The 13,915-nt window shown below is 30.2% G+C and carries 11 protein-coding genes; 4 read left to right on the top strand and 7 right to left on the bottom strand.

The annotated features are described in order from the left end of the window. Positions 1-97 precede the first annotated feature (97 nt). Together BLT70_RS07075 and BLT70_RS07070 are read right to left on the bottom strand one after the other, a co-directional pair. Positions 98-1,411, bottom strand: a complete 1,314-nt coding sequence (locus tag BLT70_RS07075) for a DEAD/DEAH box helicase (protein ID WP_091892991.1) — start codon at positions 1,409-1,411, stop codon at positions 98-100. 106 nt (positions 1,412-1,517) lie between these two features. Further along, a complete protein-coding gene (locus BLT70_RS07070; protein WP_091892989.1) occupies positions 1,518-2,858 on the bottom strand; it encodes a DEAD/DEAH box helicase in 1,341 nt (446 codons plus the stop codon). Positions 2,859-3,031: 173 nt separating this feature from the next. On the opposite strand from BLT70_RS07070, the gene BLT70_RS07065 reads away from it, so the two are divergent. The 4 genes from BLT70_RS07065 to BLT70_RS07050 all read left to right on the top strand — a co-directional run bounded on the left by BLT70_RS07065 (position 3,032) and on the right by BLT70_RS07050 (position 6,502). Next, on the top strand, positions 3,032-3,601 hold the full coding sequence (locus tag BLT70_RS07065; protein ID WP_091897503.1) for a Crp/Fnr family transcriptional regulator: 570 nt from the start codon (positions 3,032-3,034) through the stop codon (positions 3,599-3,601). Between the two features lie 161 nt (positions 3,602-3,762). Then, entirely contained in the window at positions 3,763-4,503 is a 741-nt protein-coding gene (locus BLT70_RS07060; RefSeq protein WP_091892987.1) for an acyl-CoA desaturase, read from the top strand. 205 nt (positions 4,504-4,708) lie between these two features. Continuing rightward, on the top strand, positions 4,709-5,716 hold the full coding sequence (gene meaB / locus BLT70_RS07055; protein ID WP_091892985.1) for a methylmalonyl Co-A mutase-associated GTPase MeaB: 1,008 nt from the start codon (positions 4,709-4,711) through the stop codon (positions 5,714-5,716). A gap of 33 nt (positions 5,717-5,749) precedes the next feature. After that, a complete protein-coding gene (locus tag BLT70_RS07050) occupies positions 5,750-6,502 on the top strand; it encodes an acyl-[acyl-carrier-protein] thioesterase (protein ID WP_091892983.1) in 753 nt (250 codons plus the stop codon). 202 nt (positions 6,503-6,704) lie between these two features. Here BLT70_RS07050 and scpA read toward each other — a convergent pair whose 3' ends face one another. The 5 genes from scpA to BLT70_RS07025 all read right to left on the bottom strand — a co-directional run bounded on the left by scpA (position 6,705) and on the right by BLT70_RS07025 (position 13,854). Then, positions 6,705-8,837 carry a methylmalonyl-CoA mutase gene (gene scpA, locus BLT70_RS07045; RefSeq protein ID WP_091892981.1) on the bottom strand — a complete coding sequence of 711 codons (2,133 nt, stop codon included), beginning with the start codon at positions 8,835-8,837 and terminating at the stop codon, positions 6,705-6,707. Positions 8,838-8,842: 5 nt separating this feature from the next. Next, the gene (locus tag BLT70_RS07040; RefSeq protein WP_091892979.1) at positions 8,843-10,633 is read right to left on the bottom strand and encodes a methylmalonyl-CoA mutase family protein; all 1,791 of its coding nucleotides are present in this window, start codon (positions 10,631-10,633) and stop codon (positions 8,843-8,845) included. A 75-nt stretch (positions 10,634-10,708) separates the two neighbouring features. Beyond that, a complete protein-coding gene (locus tag BLT70_RS07035; RefSeq protein ID WP_091892977.1) occupies positions 10,709-11,998 on the bottom strand; it encodes an acetyl-CoA hydrolase/transferase family protein in 1,290 nt (429 codons plus the stop codon). 57 nt (positions 11,999-12,055) lie between these two features. After that, a complete protein-coding gene (locus BLT70_RS07030) occupies positions 12,056-13,375 on the bottom strand; it encodes a sodium ion-translocating decarboxylase subunit beta (RefSeq protein ID WP_091892975.1) in 1,320 nt (439 codons plus the stop codon). Positions 13,376-13,422: 47 nt separating this feature from the next. After that, entirely contained in the window at positions 13,423-13,854 is a 432-nt protein-coding gene (locus tag BLT70_RS07025) for a biotin/lipoyl-containing protein (protein WP_091892973.1), read from the bottom strand. Positions 13,855-13,915: the final 61 nt, after the last annotated feature.

Genomic DNA, 13,915 nt, shown 5'->3' with positions numbered 1-13,915 from the left:
ATTAATAATAACAAATTTATCAAAATGGTACAAATTTTTGGTCTCATAATATTACTCAAAATGCTAAGAATAAAAATATAAAGTAAAAAAGCAATTTTTACAAAAATGTAACTCTTACTTTTTTCTTTTTTAAACGGGTATTATTAAGTTTTTCTACTAAAGAATCAGCAAATTCTAACGGAATTGCCACAAAAGCACAATCTGGTTTTAATTCTATAGTACCCAGTTGATCTTTGGTTAAACCTCCTTGTTTTATAAATAAACCAGCAATATCTCCTTTTGAAATTTTATCTTTTCTCCCTCCAGAAATAAATAAAGTTTCCCAATATTGAGGCTCTAATTTTGCTTTTTTAGCAATATTTTCTCCTTTAGTATTTTTAATAAAATCTGGCGTTGTTTCTTTTTCCCACTTTAAAATATATGCAGTTCCTTTTTCATTTACTCTTGCCGTTCTTCCGTTTCTATGGATGAATTCTTCTTCATGTTTTGGTAATTCAAAATGAATAATATATTTCATTTCTACAATGTCAATTCCTCTAGCTGCTAAATCTGTAGCGATTAATAATTGACACGTTCCGTTTCTAAATTTTATTAAAGAACGTTCTCTGTCTTTTTGCTCCATTCCGCCAGAAAAACAAGCATGACTAATTTTATGTTTATCTAAAAAAGCACTTACTTTTTCTATACTATCTTTTAAATTACAAAACACAATTCCTGGTTCATTACCAATATGCTTAATTAAATCTAATAAGGTATTAAGTTTATTATGATTTGGAGATATTACAGTTTTAATAGCTAATTGAGAAGTTCTTTTTTCCTTTAAATAATTAATGATAGTTGGTTTGTCTAATTTTACAAAATCAGGAACATCAACACCTTGTGTAGCAGAAGTTAAAACTCGTTTACTTAAAGTAGGCAATTGATTAATAATTCCTCTCATTTCATACTCAAAACCTACTTCTAAAGACTTATCAAACTCATCTAAAACTAAAGTTTTAATGTAATCTTTAGAAAAACGATCGTTGGCAAAATGATCTGAAATTCTTCCTGGAGTTCCTATTAAAATAGCAGGAATATGTTTTAGTTCTATTTTATCTTTTGCCATAGATCTACCACCATAAACAGCATTTACTTTGTATCCAGATCCCATAGTTCTAATTACTTGCTCAATTTGTATTGCTAATTCTCTTGATGGCACTAAAATTAATGCTTGTACTTCATGTATATCTGGATCTAAAGAAGCAATTAAAGGAAGTAAGAATGCAACCGTTTTTCCTGTTCCAGTTGGCGATAATAAAATAGTATTAATAGTAGATTCTATTACAAAAACAGCTTCTTTTTGCATTTTATTTAATGCAGTAATATTTAATTTAGCTAAAATTTCTTCTTGATTTTTTATTTCGTTTGCCATAATTTATTTAATTCTTTTTAACATAAAAAAGGTATTTAAAAGTTAAATTGTTCTCAACTAAGCTCAAATAGACAATCATAACTTTAAAATAAAATATTTAATTACGTTATTTCTTTTTTCTTCTTTTAGATACTTCTGGTTTTATTTTTGCAGATGCAGTTTGTACTAAATAATTTGCCAATATTTTATCAACCAATTCTTCTTTAGTTAAATGATGAAATATTGTTTTTATTTGTGATTTAAAGTCTTGAGAAACATCGTGATTTGGTTTAGTTTTAAATATCTTTTTAGCCCACAACAACCCATTATTTTCTTCGATACTTTGTGAATCTGCTTTTTTATATGCTTTAAAAATAAGTCCCAAATCTTCTTCAAATTCAGGAATTTCTTCTAGTTCTTCTTTTTGAATAATACTTAAAGAAAGCCCCTTTGCTCCTGCTCTTGCCGTACGACCACTTCTATGAACATAAGCTTCATAAGTATCTGGCAAATGATAATTTACAACATATTCAATTTCTTTTACATCAATTCCACGTGCTGCTAAATCTGTAGCTACTAAAATATTAATATTTCCATCTCTAAATTGCCCCATAATTCGATCACGAATTCCTTGAGTTAAACTTCCATGAATTGCACCAGAAGAGAATTTATTAATCGCTAAGTTTTTTGCTAATTTATTTACAGCAGCTTTTGTTTTACAGAATATAATTCCACGTTTCCCTTCTTTTGAACTTAAAAAATGCATTAAAACCTCTAATTTTTCAATAGGTTCTACAACTACATATTGATGGTCAATTCCTTGATGACCCAAAGTTTTCATATCTGCTTCAATATGAACAACATGTTTAGCCATATAATTTTGAACCAATTGTTTAATTGTTCCTGGCATTGTTGCTGTAAACAATAATGTCCTTCTCGATTTCGGAATTTCTTTAATAATAGCATCTACTTCTTCTTTTAAAATAGTTACCATTTCATCAGCTTCATCTAAAACAAAATACTTAATTTCTTTAATATTAATAACACCTCGTTTAACCAAATCTACCAAACGACCTGGCGTTGCAACAATAATATGTGTAGTTGATTTTAAGCGTTCTATTTGAGGTTTTATAGGAATTCCACCACAAATTGATGCGATTGATATTTCTGGAATTTCAGTTGCATAAGAAACCAAATTATCATAAATCTGATGTCCTAACTCTCTCGTTGGCGCTAGTATTAACGACTGAATCTGAGGGTTTTCTAAATCAACTAATTGCAATAAAGGCAATCCGAAAGCAGCTGTTTTACCTGTTCCTGTTTTTGCTAAAACAACCAAATCTTCTTTTTGATTTAATACAACCGGAATGGTTTTAGCTTGAATATCCGTAGGAATAGAAATGTCTAATTTAGCTAAACTATCTTGCAATTTTTTATGAACACCTAACTCTGAAAACGATTTTGACATCAAATAATTTTTTGGCAAAGGTACTAATAAGGTTCTTGAAAATTAGACAAATGATACTTGTGAATTTAAAATGTTAATTTTACGTCTAAAAATGCAATTATATATTTGCACTTACAGTAAAAAACAGTTTTCTATATTTGTATCTTTGCACAAATAAATTAGTAGAATTAGATTTGCAACAAATAAAAGCTCACTTAGATCAAATAGCAACAATTTCTAATGTAGATTGGGATTTTTTTAATTCTAAACTACAACGTAGAGTGATAAAAAAGAAAGCTGTTTTTTTAAAATTAAATGAAATAGAGAATCATATTTCGTTTATAGAATCGGGTGTTGTTCGCTTATTTATTCCTAAAGAAGATCCTGAAAAAGAAATTACTTTTGGATTTAGTTTTAAAAATCAATTTATAAGTGCATATGATTCTTTTTTAACTCAAAAACCATCTGCATATCAATTACAAGCGCTTACAGAAACTACTATTTTAAGTATTACATATGCTGATTTACAAGAAGTTTACAAAAAAACACAAATAGGTAATTTAATTGGTCGGTTAACAGCAGAACGATTATTTCTAATCAAATCTAAACGCGAACAAAATCTTCTAAATCTATCCGCAGAAGAACGTTATCTAAAATTATTTAAAGAACGCCCAGAGCTTTTAAAGATAATTCCGTTAAAATATATTAGCTCTTATATTGGTGTAACCGCACAAGCATTGAGCAGAATTAGAAAACGAATTTAATAAAATACATATATTTTAGAACTCTTTTAGAATGTTCTTTTGTTAAAAAGATTAGTCTTGACTCTAAAAGTTCAGCGGTCTATTTCCTTATATCTTTTTTTAATTGATTTAGGTTCATTGTTTAAAGACTTACATCAAATTATCTTTGCAAAAAAAACTTTATGACAGTTGTTATTTTTGTAATTATTCTTTGGTATGGAGGTTTGTTTTTTCAGTCTTTCTTTTTACACCGTTATGCAGCGCATCAAGTGTTTACAATGTCTAAAACCATGGAAAAAATTACATTTATTTTAACTTGGATTTTTCAAGGATCGAGTTATTTAAGTGCTTATGGTTACGGAATTATGCACAGAATGCATCATGCATATACAGATACTGAAAAAGATCCACACTCGCCTTCTCATGATCCAAATATGTTTGCAATGATGTGGAAAACAAAAAATATTTATCAAGATATTAATACACAAAGGATTGAAATTGACGAACGGTTTACTAAAAATGTTCCGCAATGGAAAACATTTGATGCGTTTGCTGGTTCTCGATTTTCTCGTATCCTTTTTATTGCAGGTTACATTGCTTTTTTCGCTTTCTTTACTACTGCTTGGTGGCAATGGCTTTTATTACCAATCACTTTTTTAATGGCGCCAATTCATGGTGTAATTATCAATTGGTTTGGACATATTTATGGATATGTGAATTTTAAAATGAAAAATACCAGTAAAAACTTGTTCCGATTTGATTTTTTAATGATGGGAGAAGGCTATCACAACAATCACCATAAACACGCAAGTAACGCTAACTTTGGTGTTAAATGGCACGAAATAGATATTACCTATTTAATTATAAGAATTTTAGACTTTTTAGGACTAATTAACTTAAAACCAATTAAAGTTAAAAGTTAGTAAATTTGTAAAAAACAATATAAAAACTAAGTAGATTTATTCTTTATTTTGATTGTAACTATTTTAGATTTCTATAAAAAATAGACTCAATTTAAATTAAAAAAACGATTTAAAAACACCCTTTCTTTAGTGGTGTTTTTTTTCATAATTAGTATCTTTGTTAGTATTAAAATCCCCAATATTAACTTAGCTTTCTATCACTAAAATGAAAAATTACAAACCTAAAAACAGATTAACTTCACAAGCTTATATAGACGGTATTTTAAGTGGAAATAGAGTTATTTTATCTAGAGCAATTACAATTATAGAAAGTAATTTAGAGAGCGATAAAATACTCGCTAAAGAAATAGTTCAGGAAATTTTACCAAATTCTGGAAACTCAATTCGTATTGGTATTACAGGAGTTCCTGGTGTTGGTAAAAGTACATTTATTGAGGTTTTTGGTATGTATCTAGTTAAAAAAGGTCATAAAGTTGCTATTTTATCAATAGATCCTAGTAGTCAACGCTCTAGAGGAAGTATTTTAGGTGATAAAACGCGAATGGAAGATTTAGCTAATTTACAAGAAGCGTATATTAGACCATCTGCTTCTGGAGATACTTTAGGTGGAGTTTCTAATAAAACAGGAGAAACCATGTTGCTTTGTGAAGCTGCAGGTTATGATGTTATTTTAATTGAAACTGTTGGTGTTGGACAATCTGAAACGGCTGTACATGGTATGACAGATTTCTTTTTATTACTGATGTTAGCTGGAGCAGGTGATGAATTGCAAGGAATAAAAAAAGGAATTATGGAAATGGCCGATATGGTAGTCATAAACAAAGCTGACGGAGAAAATATAACAATGAGCAAAATGGCAAAAATACAATACCAAAATGCACTTCATATTTTCCCACAATCAGAATCTGGTTGGAGTCCTGTTGTTAGTACTGCATCCGCAATAAAAAACATTGGAATTTCTAATGTTTGGAACGAAATTCTAAAATTTAAAACACTGGTTGATGAAAATGGTTACTTCTTAAAAAACAGAAACCATCAGCAAATAAAATGGATGTACAATAATATTAATGAAGAATTAAAACAATTATTTTACGGTTCTAAAAATATTAAAAGTGAACTTACTAATTTAGAAAAAGATATTGTTGGTGCTAAGATTTCGCCAGTTAAAGCATCACAACAAATTATAGAACAATTCAAAAGATCATTTGAATAAATAGGATATTCAATTCCTTAAAAAATACTTATAATGACGTTTGATAATTATTTTGATAAGCAATTTGAATTACGTTATTTTGAAATGAATAAATTAGGATTTGCAACACCTACAATTATTTTAGGTTTGTTAGAAGAAACAGCTGCAGAACACTGTTTTTCTATAAATTATAGTTTGTTTGATTTATTCAAAAAAAATATAGGTTGGATTTTAGTATCAGGTGTTTTTCAAATGGATCGTTATCCAAATTATAAAGAAATAATTACCATTAGAACCTGGTTATCAAAATATACTTCTATAACAGGTTATAGAGAAAATATTATTTATGATGAAAACCAGAATATTATAGGAAAAGCTAAAGGTTTATGGGTTTTCTTTGATATTGAAAAAAGGAAACCAATACCTATTTTTAATCAAATTAAAGAAAAATGGTCTTGTTTTATTAACGAATCTATTTCTAGTGATATAAAGAAAAAAATAAATTCTATCGATTTTGCTGATTATCTTAAACAATTTAGAGTAAATCGATATGATACAGACATGAACAAACACGTTAATAATATTAGATATTTACAATGGGTAATTGAATCTATCCCCGAAAATATTTCAGAAAATTATTATTTACATAAAATAGATGGTCGTTTTATTGCTGAAGCTCAATACGGAGACACCGTTTTATCTTTAACAAAAAAACTAGAAACAGAGAACTCTTTTGCGCATACAATAAAAATCGAAGGCAATAATAAAGTTTGTGCTACTGCCAAGACTTTATGGAAAAAATATTAAGAGTGTATCTATGATGTGTTTTTATGTATTTTAATTAGTTCGTTTTTTTGTATATTCTAGCAGAATAACAAACTTTAAAAACCTCTCGACTGCACTCGAGGAGATATCTTTTTTTGACAAACCTATAAGAATAACAAAAATTAAAAAAGCCCAAACAAATTAATGTTTGGACTTTTTATTTATTTTTATCTAGAACTAGAACTTATTCTTGCTCTAAATATTTCTCCATAATTGTAATAGCAGATTCTGAAATTACAGTACCAGGACCAAATACAGCAGCTACTTTTCTTTCAAATAAGTAATCGTAATCTTGCGCTGGTATAACTCCACCTGCAAAAACCATAATATCTGGTCTTCCTAATTTCTCTAATTCACCAATTAATTGCGGAATTAAAGTTTTATGACCAGCAGCCAAACTAGATGCTCCAACAAAATGCACATCATTTTCAACAGCTTGTTTTGCAACCTCTTCTGGGGTTTGAAATAAACCTCCCATATCTACATCAAAACCTAAATCAGCAAAACTAGATGCAACCACTTTTGCACCTCTATCATGCCCATCTTGACCCATTTTTGCAATCATTACTCTTGGACGACGACCTTCTATTTCTGCAAATTTATCAGTCATTTTTTGCGCTTTTGCAAACGTATCATCATTATTTACTTCTTTACCGTACACACCACTTATTAATTTAGTATCAGCTTTATGTCTTCCAAAATGAACTTCTAAAGCATCTGAAATTTCACCCAATGTAGCAAAATTTTCAGCAGCTTCAACAGCCAATTCTAATAAATTACCTTTTCCAGTTCCAGCGCAATCTTCTAATGCTTTTAAATTAGAAGCAACAAGATCTGAGTCACGTTCAGCTTTCATTTTATTTAAACGAGCAATTTGAGAATCTCTTACAACTGTATTATCAACTTCTAAAATTTCTATATTCGATTTTTCTTCAGTTTGGAATTTGTTTACCCCAACTAAAATATCTTGTCCAGAATCTAAACGTGCTTGTTTACGTGCAGAAGCTTCTTCAATACGTAATTTAGGAACTCCAGTTTCAATAGCTTTTGCCATTCCTCCTAGTTCTTCAACTTCTTCAATAAGTTTCCAAGCTTTTTTCGCAATTTCTTGCGTTAAATACTCCACATAATAAGAACCAGCCCAAGGATCAACAGATTTTGTCATCTGAGTTTCATCCTGAATAAAAATTTGCGTGTTACGTGCAATTCTTGCAGAAAAATCTGTAGGTAAAGCTATTGCTTCATCCAAAGCATTTGTATGTAAAGATTGTGTACCTCCTAAAGTAGCAGCCATTGCTTCAATACAAGTTCTAGCTACGTTGTTAAAAGGATCTTGCTCACTTAAACTCCATCCTGAAGTTTGACTATGTGTACGCAATGCCATTGACTTTGGATTTTTTGGATTGAAAGATTTTATAATTTTTGCCCAAAGCATACGTGCAGCACGCATTTTTGCAATTTCCATAAAATGATTCATACCAACTGCCCAGAAGAAAGATAAACGAGGCGCAAATTCATCAATTTTTAAACCTGATTTTAATCCAGTTCTAATGTATTCCATTCCATCAGCTAAAGTATATGCCAACTCAATATCTGCAGTTGCACCTGCTTCTTGCATGTGATAACCAGAAATAGAAATGGAATTAAACTTCGGCATATTCTTCGTAGTGTAATCAAAAATATCACCAATAATTTTCATCGAAGGAGCAGGTGGATAAATGTACGTATTACGTACCATAAACTCCTTTAAAATATCATTCTGAATAGTTCCAGAAAGTTGATTTAAAGGAACTCCTTGTTTTCTTGCAGCGGCTATATAAAAAGCCATAATTGGTAAAACTGCTCCGTTCATTGTCATAGAAACAGACATTTTATCTAACGGAATTTGATCGAACAAAATTTCCATATCTAAAATAGAATCTATGGCAACACCGGCTTTACCAACATCACCAGTTACACGTGGGTGATCTGAATCGTATCCACGGTGCGTTGCTAAATCAAAAGCAACTGAAAGTCCTTTTTGACCTGCCGCTAAATTTCTTCTGTAAAAAGCATTTGATTCTTCGGCTGTAGAAAAACCTGCATATTGTCTAATTGTCCAAGGACGCATAGCATACATTGCGCTATATGGTCCTCTTAAAAATGGAGGCACACCAGCAGCGTAACCTAAATGTTCTGCTTCGGAAATATCTTCTTTTACAAATTGTTTTTTTACAGGGATTCCCTCAGGAGTATTCCAAACTTCTTTATTTTCTGAAGTTGCAACTGTTTGCTTAACAGCTGAATTTATTTTTATATCTGAAAAATCTGGTTTCATACTTCTTAAGATTTTAAGGTTTTTTGAACTTTTTTCTGAATGTTAGAAAGTGTTACCAGAACATCTATTCTCATATTTACAACACCATCTAAACCAGCTTCAGTAAGTTCGTCCATATTTTTTGGAGCACCGGCTAATAATAATACTTTATCTGTATTTATAGCTCTAAATACTTTTATAAAGTCAAGAGCAGTTTCGTCATAATCTTGATCTGAACTACAAATAACAACAATATGTGAATCTGATTTTGCACTTACTTCAGCAGCATTTTGTGCACTTGTGAAACTTTCTTCTTGATGAACATCAAAACCACTTACACCAATAAAATCGTATGCAAAAGCTGCTCTTGCTTTACGCATATTTAAATTACCATAACTAGCTAATTGTACAATTGGTCGTACATTTGTTTCAGCAACTAATTCTTCGGTAACTCTTCGCATTGCCTCAATTTCTAATGAAGCTCTTCTTGGAGTTAATACTTTTAAATTATCAGAAGCACCTTTAGAAAGTAAATTTGCATCAACAGATTCCATAAGGTTAGGATATTTGTTAATACCTACCATTGGAGTTCTACGTTGACTAATTAATTTTAATTTTTTAAGACGGATTTCTGCAATTTGTTTTTGAATTGTTTCGTTTTCAAAATTAGCATAGAAACCACCATCAGCTTCAATCGCTTTAAATAATTCTAACGCTTTGTTAGCTATTTTAGAACTAACTTCTTCAATATAATAAGAGCCATCAACAGGATTTGAAACTTTACCAAAGTAAGATTCTTCTCTTAAAATTGTAGTAATGTTACCAGCTATTCTGCTTGAAAAATCAGAAGGATTTTTAAACTCTTTGTCGTAAGCATCAATTAAAATACCATCTACATTACCTAATATTGCAGACATTGCTTCTGTTGTACAACGTAATAAGTTAGTTTCTGCATCAGTTATAGATTTGCTCCAAATTGAAGTTTTTGCAGTAATCGTATTAGAAAATTCTATAACCCCGTATTTAGCAGCTACTTCTGCTAACAAATTATTGAAAGCTCTAAATTTACCAATTTCAACAAAATACTCTAAACCAATTGCAAGTTTAAAATTTAAATTGTCAAAAATAGCTTGAACTTCAACTCCTTTTTCTTTTAATTTTTCAGTTAAGAAAACTAATGAATTTAATGTGTATGCAATTTCTTGCACTTGGTTTGCACCAGAATCTAAATATTCAGTTCCTGAAATTGTAATTACTTTAAAGTTAGGGAAACTTGAAGTTAATTTAACCAATTCTGCAGTAACTTCTACTTGATTTTCATCAAAAGAACCACTAGTTAAATAGTTAGAAATAATTCCTGTGTTAATAAACCCTTTTAAATTACTATCTTTTGCATAAGAAACTAAATCTTTAGTAAAAGCTACAGCATCAGCTTCTATTTCAAAAGAAACAGTTGTAGTATTTAAATCAATTCCACTTAAAAGTGATGCAACAGATACATTCTCTTTTAATTGAAAAATAATTCCGTTAATTCCTTCTTCAACTGCTTTTACAGCTAATTGATTTCCATTTTCTGCTGTTGTAACTATAATACTTCGGTAATTTACTAATGATTGTGAATTTTCTCCAGTATTTTTAAGCTTTGTAATTTTATTTTCAATCGTATAGCAAGGTTGAAAATTGATACCAGTAAGGTTGTTCCAAACTAGTTTTTTATCAAAATCAGCTCCTTTTAAATCTGCGGTCACTCTTTCCATCCACTGCTCGGTAGAAACCGGAGGGAAATCAGAAAAAAGTGCTTTATTTTTATTGCTCATTATGTGTAAATTTATTTAATATTAAGAGTTAAAATTCTAAAATTACAAATTTTAAGAATACTAACTTCAATAAGTTTATTTTGTCATTAAACTACTTCCAAATCTTTCAAAAATAGCTTTATCTAATTCTTCTCTATGATCTGGATGTGCAACATTTCTTAAAGCTTGTGCTCGTTGTTTTAAATTTTTACCAAACAATTCTGCAATACCATATTCTGTAGCAACAAACCTAGCATGTGCACGAGTTGTTACTACACCAGCTCCTAATTTTAACATAGGCGTTATTTTAGAAACACCTTTAGCGGTTGTAGAAGTAATAGCACAAATTGGTTTTCCTCCTTCGGATAAAGCTGCACCACGCATAAAGTCCATTTGACCACCAACACCAGAGAACATTCTTGTACCGATGGAATCAGCACAAATTTGACCTGTTAAATCTACTTCAATAGCAGAATTAATTGCAGTAACTTTTGGGTTTTTACGAATTACAGATGTATCATTAACATACGCTATATCTAACATTTCAATTTCAGGATTATCATCCATAAAATCATATAAACGCCTGGTTCCCATAGCAAAACCAGAAACAATTTTATAAGGATTCACTTTTTTTTGTGAACCATTAACAATACCTTTTTCTACTAAATCTACAACACCTTCAGAGAACATTTCTGTATGAACACCTAAATTTTTATGATTATGTAAAAATGTTAATACTGCATTAGGAATACCACCAATACCCATTTGTAAAGTAGATCCATCATCAATAATTCCTGCAATATTTTTACCAATTGCTTTTTCAATTTCAGAAGGTTCTACAAATTTCATTTCGTATATTTCTTCAGAAATTTCTACACAAGCATCAAAATGTTTTATATGAATTTGTGCATCACCAAAAGTACGAGGCATTTGTGGGTTAATTTGCGCAATTACTTTTTTACCTTGCTCTATTCCAGAAATAATGATATCAACGGAAACTCCTAAAGAACAAAAACCATGTTTATCTGGTGGAGATACATTTACCATAACTACATCTAAATCCATATAGCCTTCACGAAATAAACTAGGAATATCACTTAAAAAAATTGGAATATAATCTGCTGTATCTCCAATCATTTTACGAATATTTCCACCAATAAAAAAAGCATTGGTATGAAAACTTTCTCTTAATTCTGGGGCTGTATATCCACAAGCTCCTTCTGTATGTAAATGTACAAGTTCAACATTTTTTAACTCTGGCGCTCTTGCTACCATTGCATTTATTAATGCTTGTGGTGTTGCAGAACCACCTTGTATTAAAACTCTATCGTTAGATTTGATTAATTTAACAGCTTCTTGAGCCGTCATTTTATTTGGTATTTTCATTTTAACAAAATTTAAAAATTGTTATTTTATTCATTTAAAAAAATTAAATGCTTCTTTTTATCCTAAAAAACTTAATATAATACCCGCAGCAATAGCAGATCCTATTACACCTGCTACATTTGGTGCCATAGCGTGCATTAATAAGTAATTATGAGGATCGGCTTTTATACCTTCTGCGTGTACTACTCTTGCACTATCTGGTACTGCAGATACACCAGCTGCACCAATTAATGGGTTTATTTTATCATTTCCTTTTAAGAATAAGTTCATAAATTTAGCAAATAATAACCCCCCTATGGTAGCAATCACAAAAGAGATAGCTCCTAAACCAAATATCAACATAGAATCTTTTGTAATAAAAATATCTGCTTGTGTAGACGCTCCAACAGTTACACCTAAAAGAATAGTAACAATATCAATTAATTTAGTACGTGCAGTATCTGCTAACCTTTCTGTTCTACCAGACTCTTTTAATAAGTTTCCAAAAAATAACATACCTAATAATGGTAAAGAACTAGGAGAAATAAAAGTAGTTAATAGTAAAGCTACAATTGGAAAAATCATTTTTTCCTTTTGAGTAACCGCTCTTGGTGGTTTCATTCTAATAATTCGCTCTTTCTTAGATGTAAGTAATCTCATAATTGGCGGCTGAATTACAGGAACTAATGCCATATAAGAATAGGCTGCGATTGCAATTGGACCAATTAAGTTTTTTACTGTTGTACCATCTGGTAATATATTTATTCCATTTGCTAATTTTGATGAAAGGAAAATAGCTGTTGGACCATCTGCTCCACCAATAATACCTATTGCACCTGCTTCCGGAAGGCTAAATCCTAAATATAATGCCCCTAAAAACGTTGCAAATACTCCTATTTGAGCTGCTGCGCCTAAAAGCATTAATTTAGGGTTTGCAATTAAAGATGAAAAGTCTGTCATTGCCCCAATACCTAAGAAAATTAATGGCGGATAAATACCTTTGACTACCCCAAAATAAAGGTAATTTAATACAGATCCGGCTTCATAAATACCTGTCTGATTTCCAGCTACAAAAGGAATATTTCCTAATATAACACCCGTACCAATAGGAATTAATAAAAGTGGTTCATAATCGAATTTAATTCCTAAATAAATAAAAATTATACCGATTAAAATCATTAATAAATTACCACTTGTTGCATTTGCAAAACCGGTGTAGTTATAAAATTGTTTTATTCCATTAAATGCTTCATGTACAAAACCTTCACCCTCTACCTCTTCAGTTTGCACAATAGATGAGATTGTAGCTGTATTTGCTGATGCCGTATTTAATCCAAATACAGGTCTCATAAAAATTAAGAGAGACAGTACTCCAAATATTAATAATAATTTCTTCATTTTTTTTATTTTTACAAGCCTTTGTTTTAAACAATAGCTTTTAAATATTAACCTAACTCTATCAATAGTTCACTTTGTAAAACTTGTTGCCCTACATTAACATGAACAGCTTTTACAGTACCTGCTTTTTCAGATGCAATATTGTTTTCCATTTTCATTGCTTCTAAAACAAGTAATCTATCTCCTAATTTAACTTCATCTCCAACTTTTACATCTATAGATAAAACAGTACCTGGAATTGGTGCAATAACTTTAATGTTTGATGAACTAGAAGAAGAACTAGGGCTAACTTTTAAAGGCTCGGCTGGTCTTTTAGAAGCAGATCTAACTAATGTAGGAGTTTTAGCCTTCTTAATTTCTTCTTTCATTTTTACAGCATAAGAGGTACCATTTACTTCAATATCAATAGTATCAGATTCATGCGAAACTATCTTTACGCTGTAACTATTTTCGTTTATTTTAAATTTAAAATTTTTCATATTTTATATTTTGTTATTGTGAGGCTTTTTTAAAAAATAAATACTCACAAATAATCCTTAA

The sequence above is a fragment of the Polaribacter sp. KT25b genome (genome assembly GCF_900105145.1).
Taxonomy (GTDB): Bacteria; Bacteroidota; Bacteroidia; order Flavobacteriales; family Flavobacteriaceae; genus Polaribacter.
The sequence above is the reverse complement of the archived record's forward strand: the minus strand, read 5'-3'. Positions and strand labels throughout refer to the sequence as shown.

Bases quoted from the DNA above. Each gene is read 5' to 3' on its own strand.
- BLT70_RS07035 (WP_091892977.1), bottom strand. From the start codon at position 11,998: ATGAAAATACCAAATAAAATGACGGCTCAAGAAGCTGTTAAATTAATC.
- BLT70_RS07075 (WP_091892991.1), bottom strand. From the start codon at position 1,411: ATGGCAAACGAAATAAAAAATCAAGAAGAAATTTTAGCTAAATTAAAT.
- BLT70_RS07070 (WP_091892989.1), bottom strand. From the start codon at position 2,858: ATGTCAAAATCGTTTTCAGAGTTAGGTGTTCATAAAAAATTGCAAGAT.
- BLT70_RS07030 (WP_091892975.1), bottom strand. From the start codon at position 13,375: ATGAAGAAATTATTATTAATATTTGGAGTACTGTCTCTCTTAATTTTT.
- BLT70_RS07060 (WP_091892987.1), top strand. From the start codon at position 3,763: ATGACAGTTGTTATTTTTGTAATTATTCTTTGGTATGGAGGTTTGTTT.
- BLT70_RS07050 (WP_091892983.1), top strand. From the start codon at position 5,750: ATGACGTTTGATAATTATTTTGATAAGCAATTTGAATTACGTTATTTT.
- scpA (WP_091892981.1), bottom strand. From the start codon at position 8,837: ATGAAACCAGATTTTTCAGATATAAAAATAAATTCAGCTGTTAAGCAA.
- BLT70_RS07025 (WP_091892973.1), bottom strand. From the start codon at position 13,854: ATGAAAAATTTTAAATTTAAAATAAACGAAAATAGTTACAGCGTAAAG.
- meaB (WP_091892985.1), top strand. From the start codon at position 4,709: ATGAAAAATTACAAACCTAAAAACAGATTAACTTCACAAGCTTATATA.
- BLT70_RS07040 (WP_091892979.1), bottom strand. From the start codon at position 10,633: ATGAGCAATAAAAATAAAGCACTTTTTTCTGATTTCCCTCCGGTTTCT.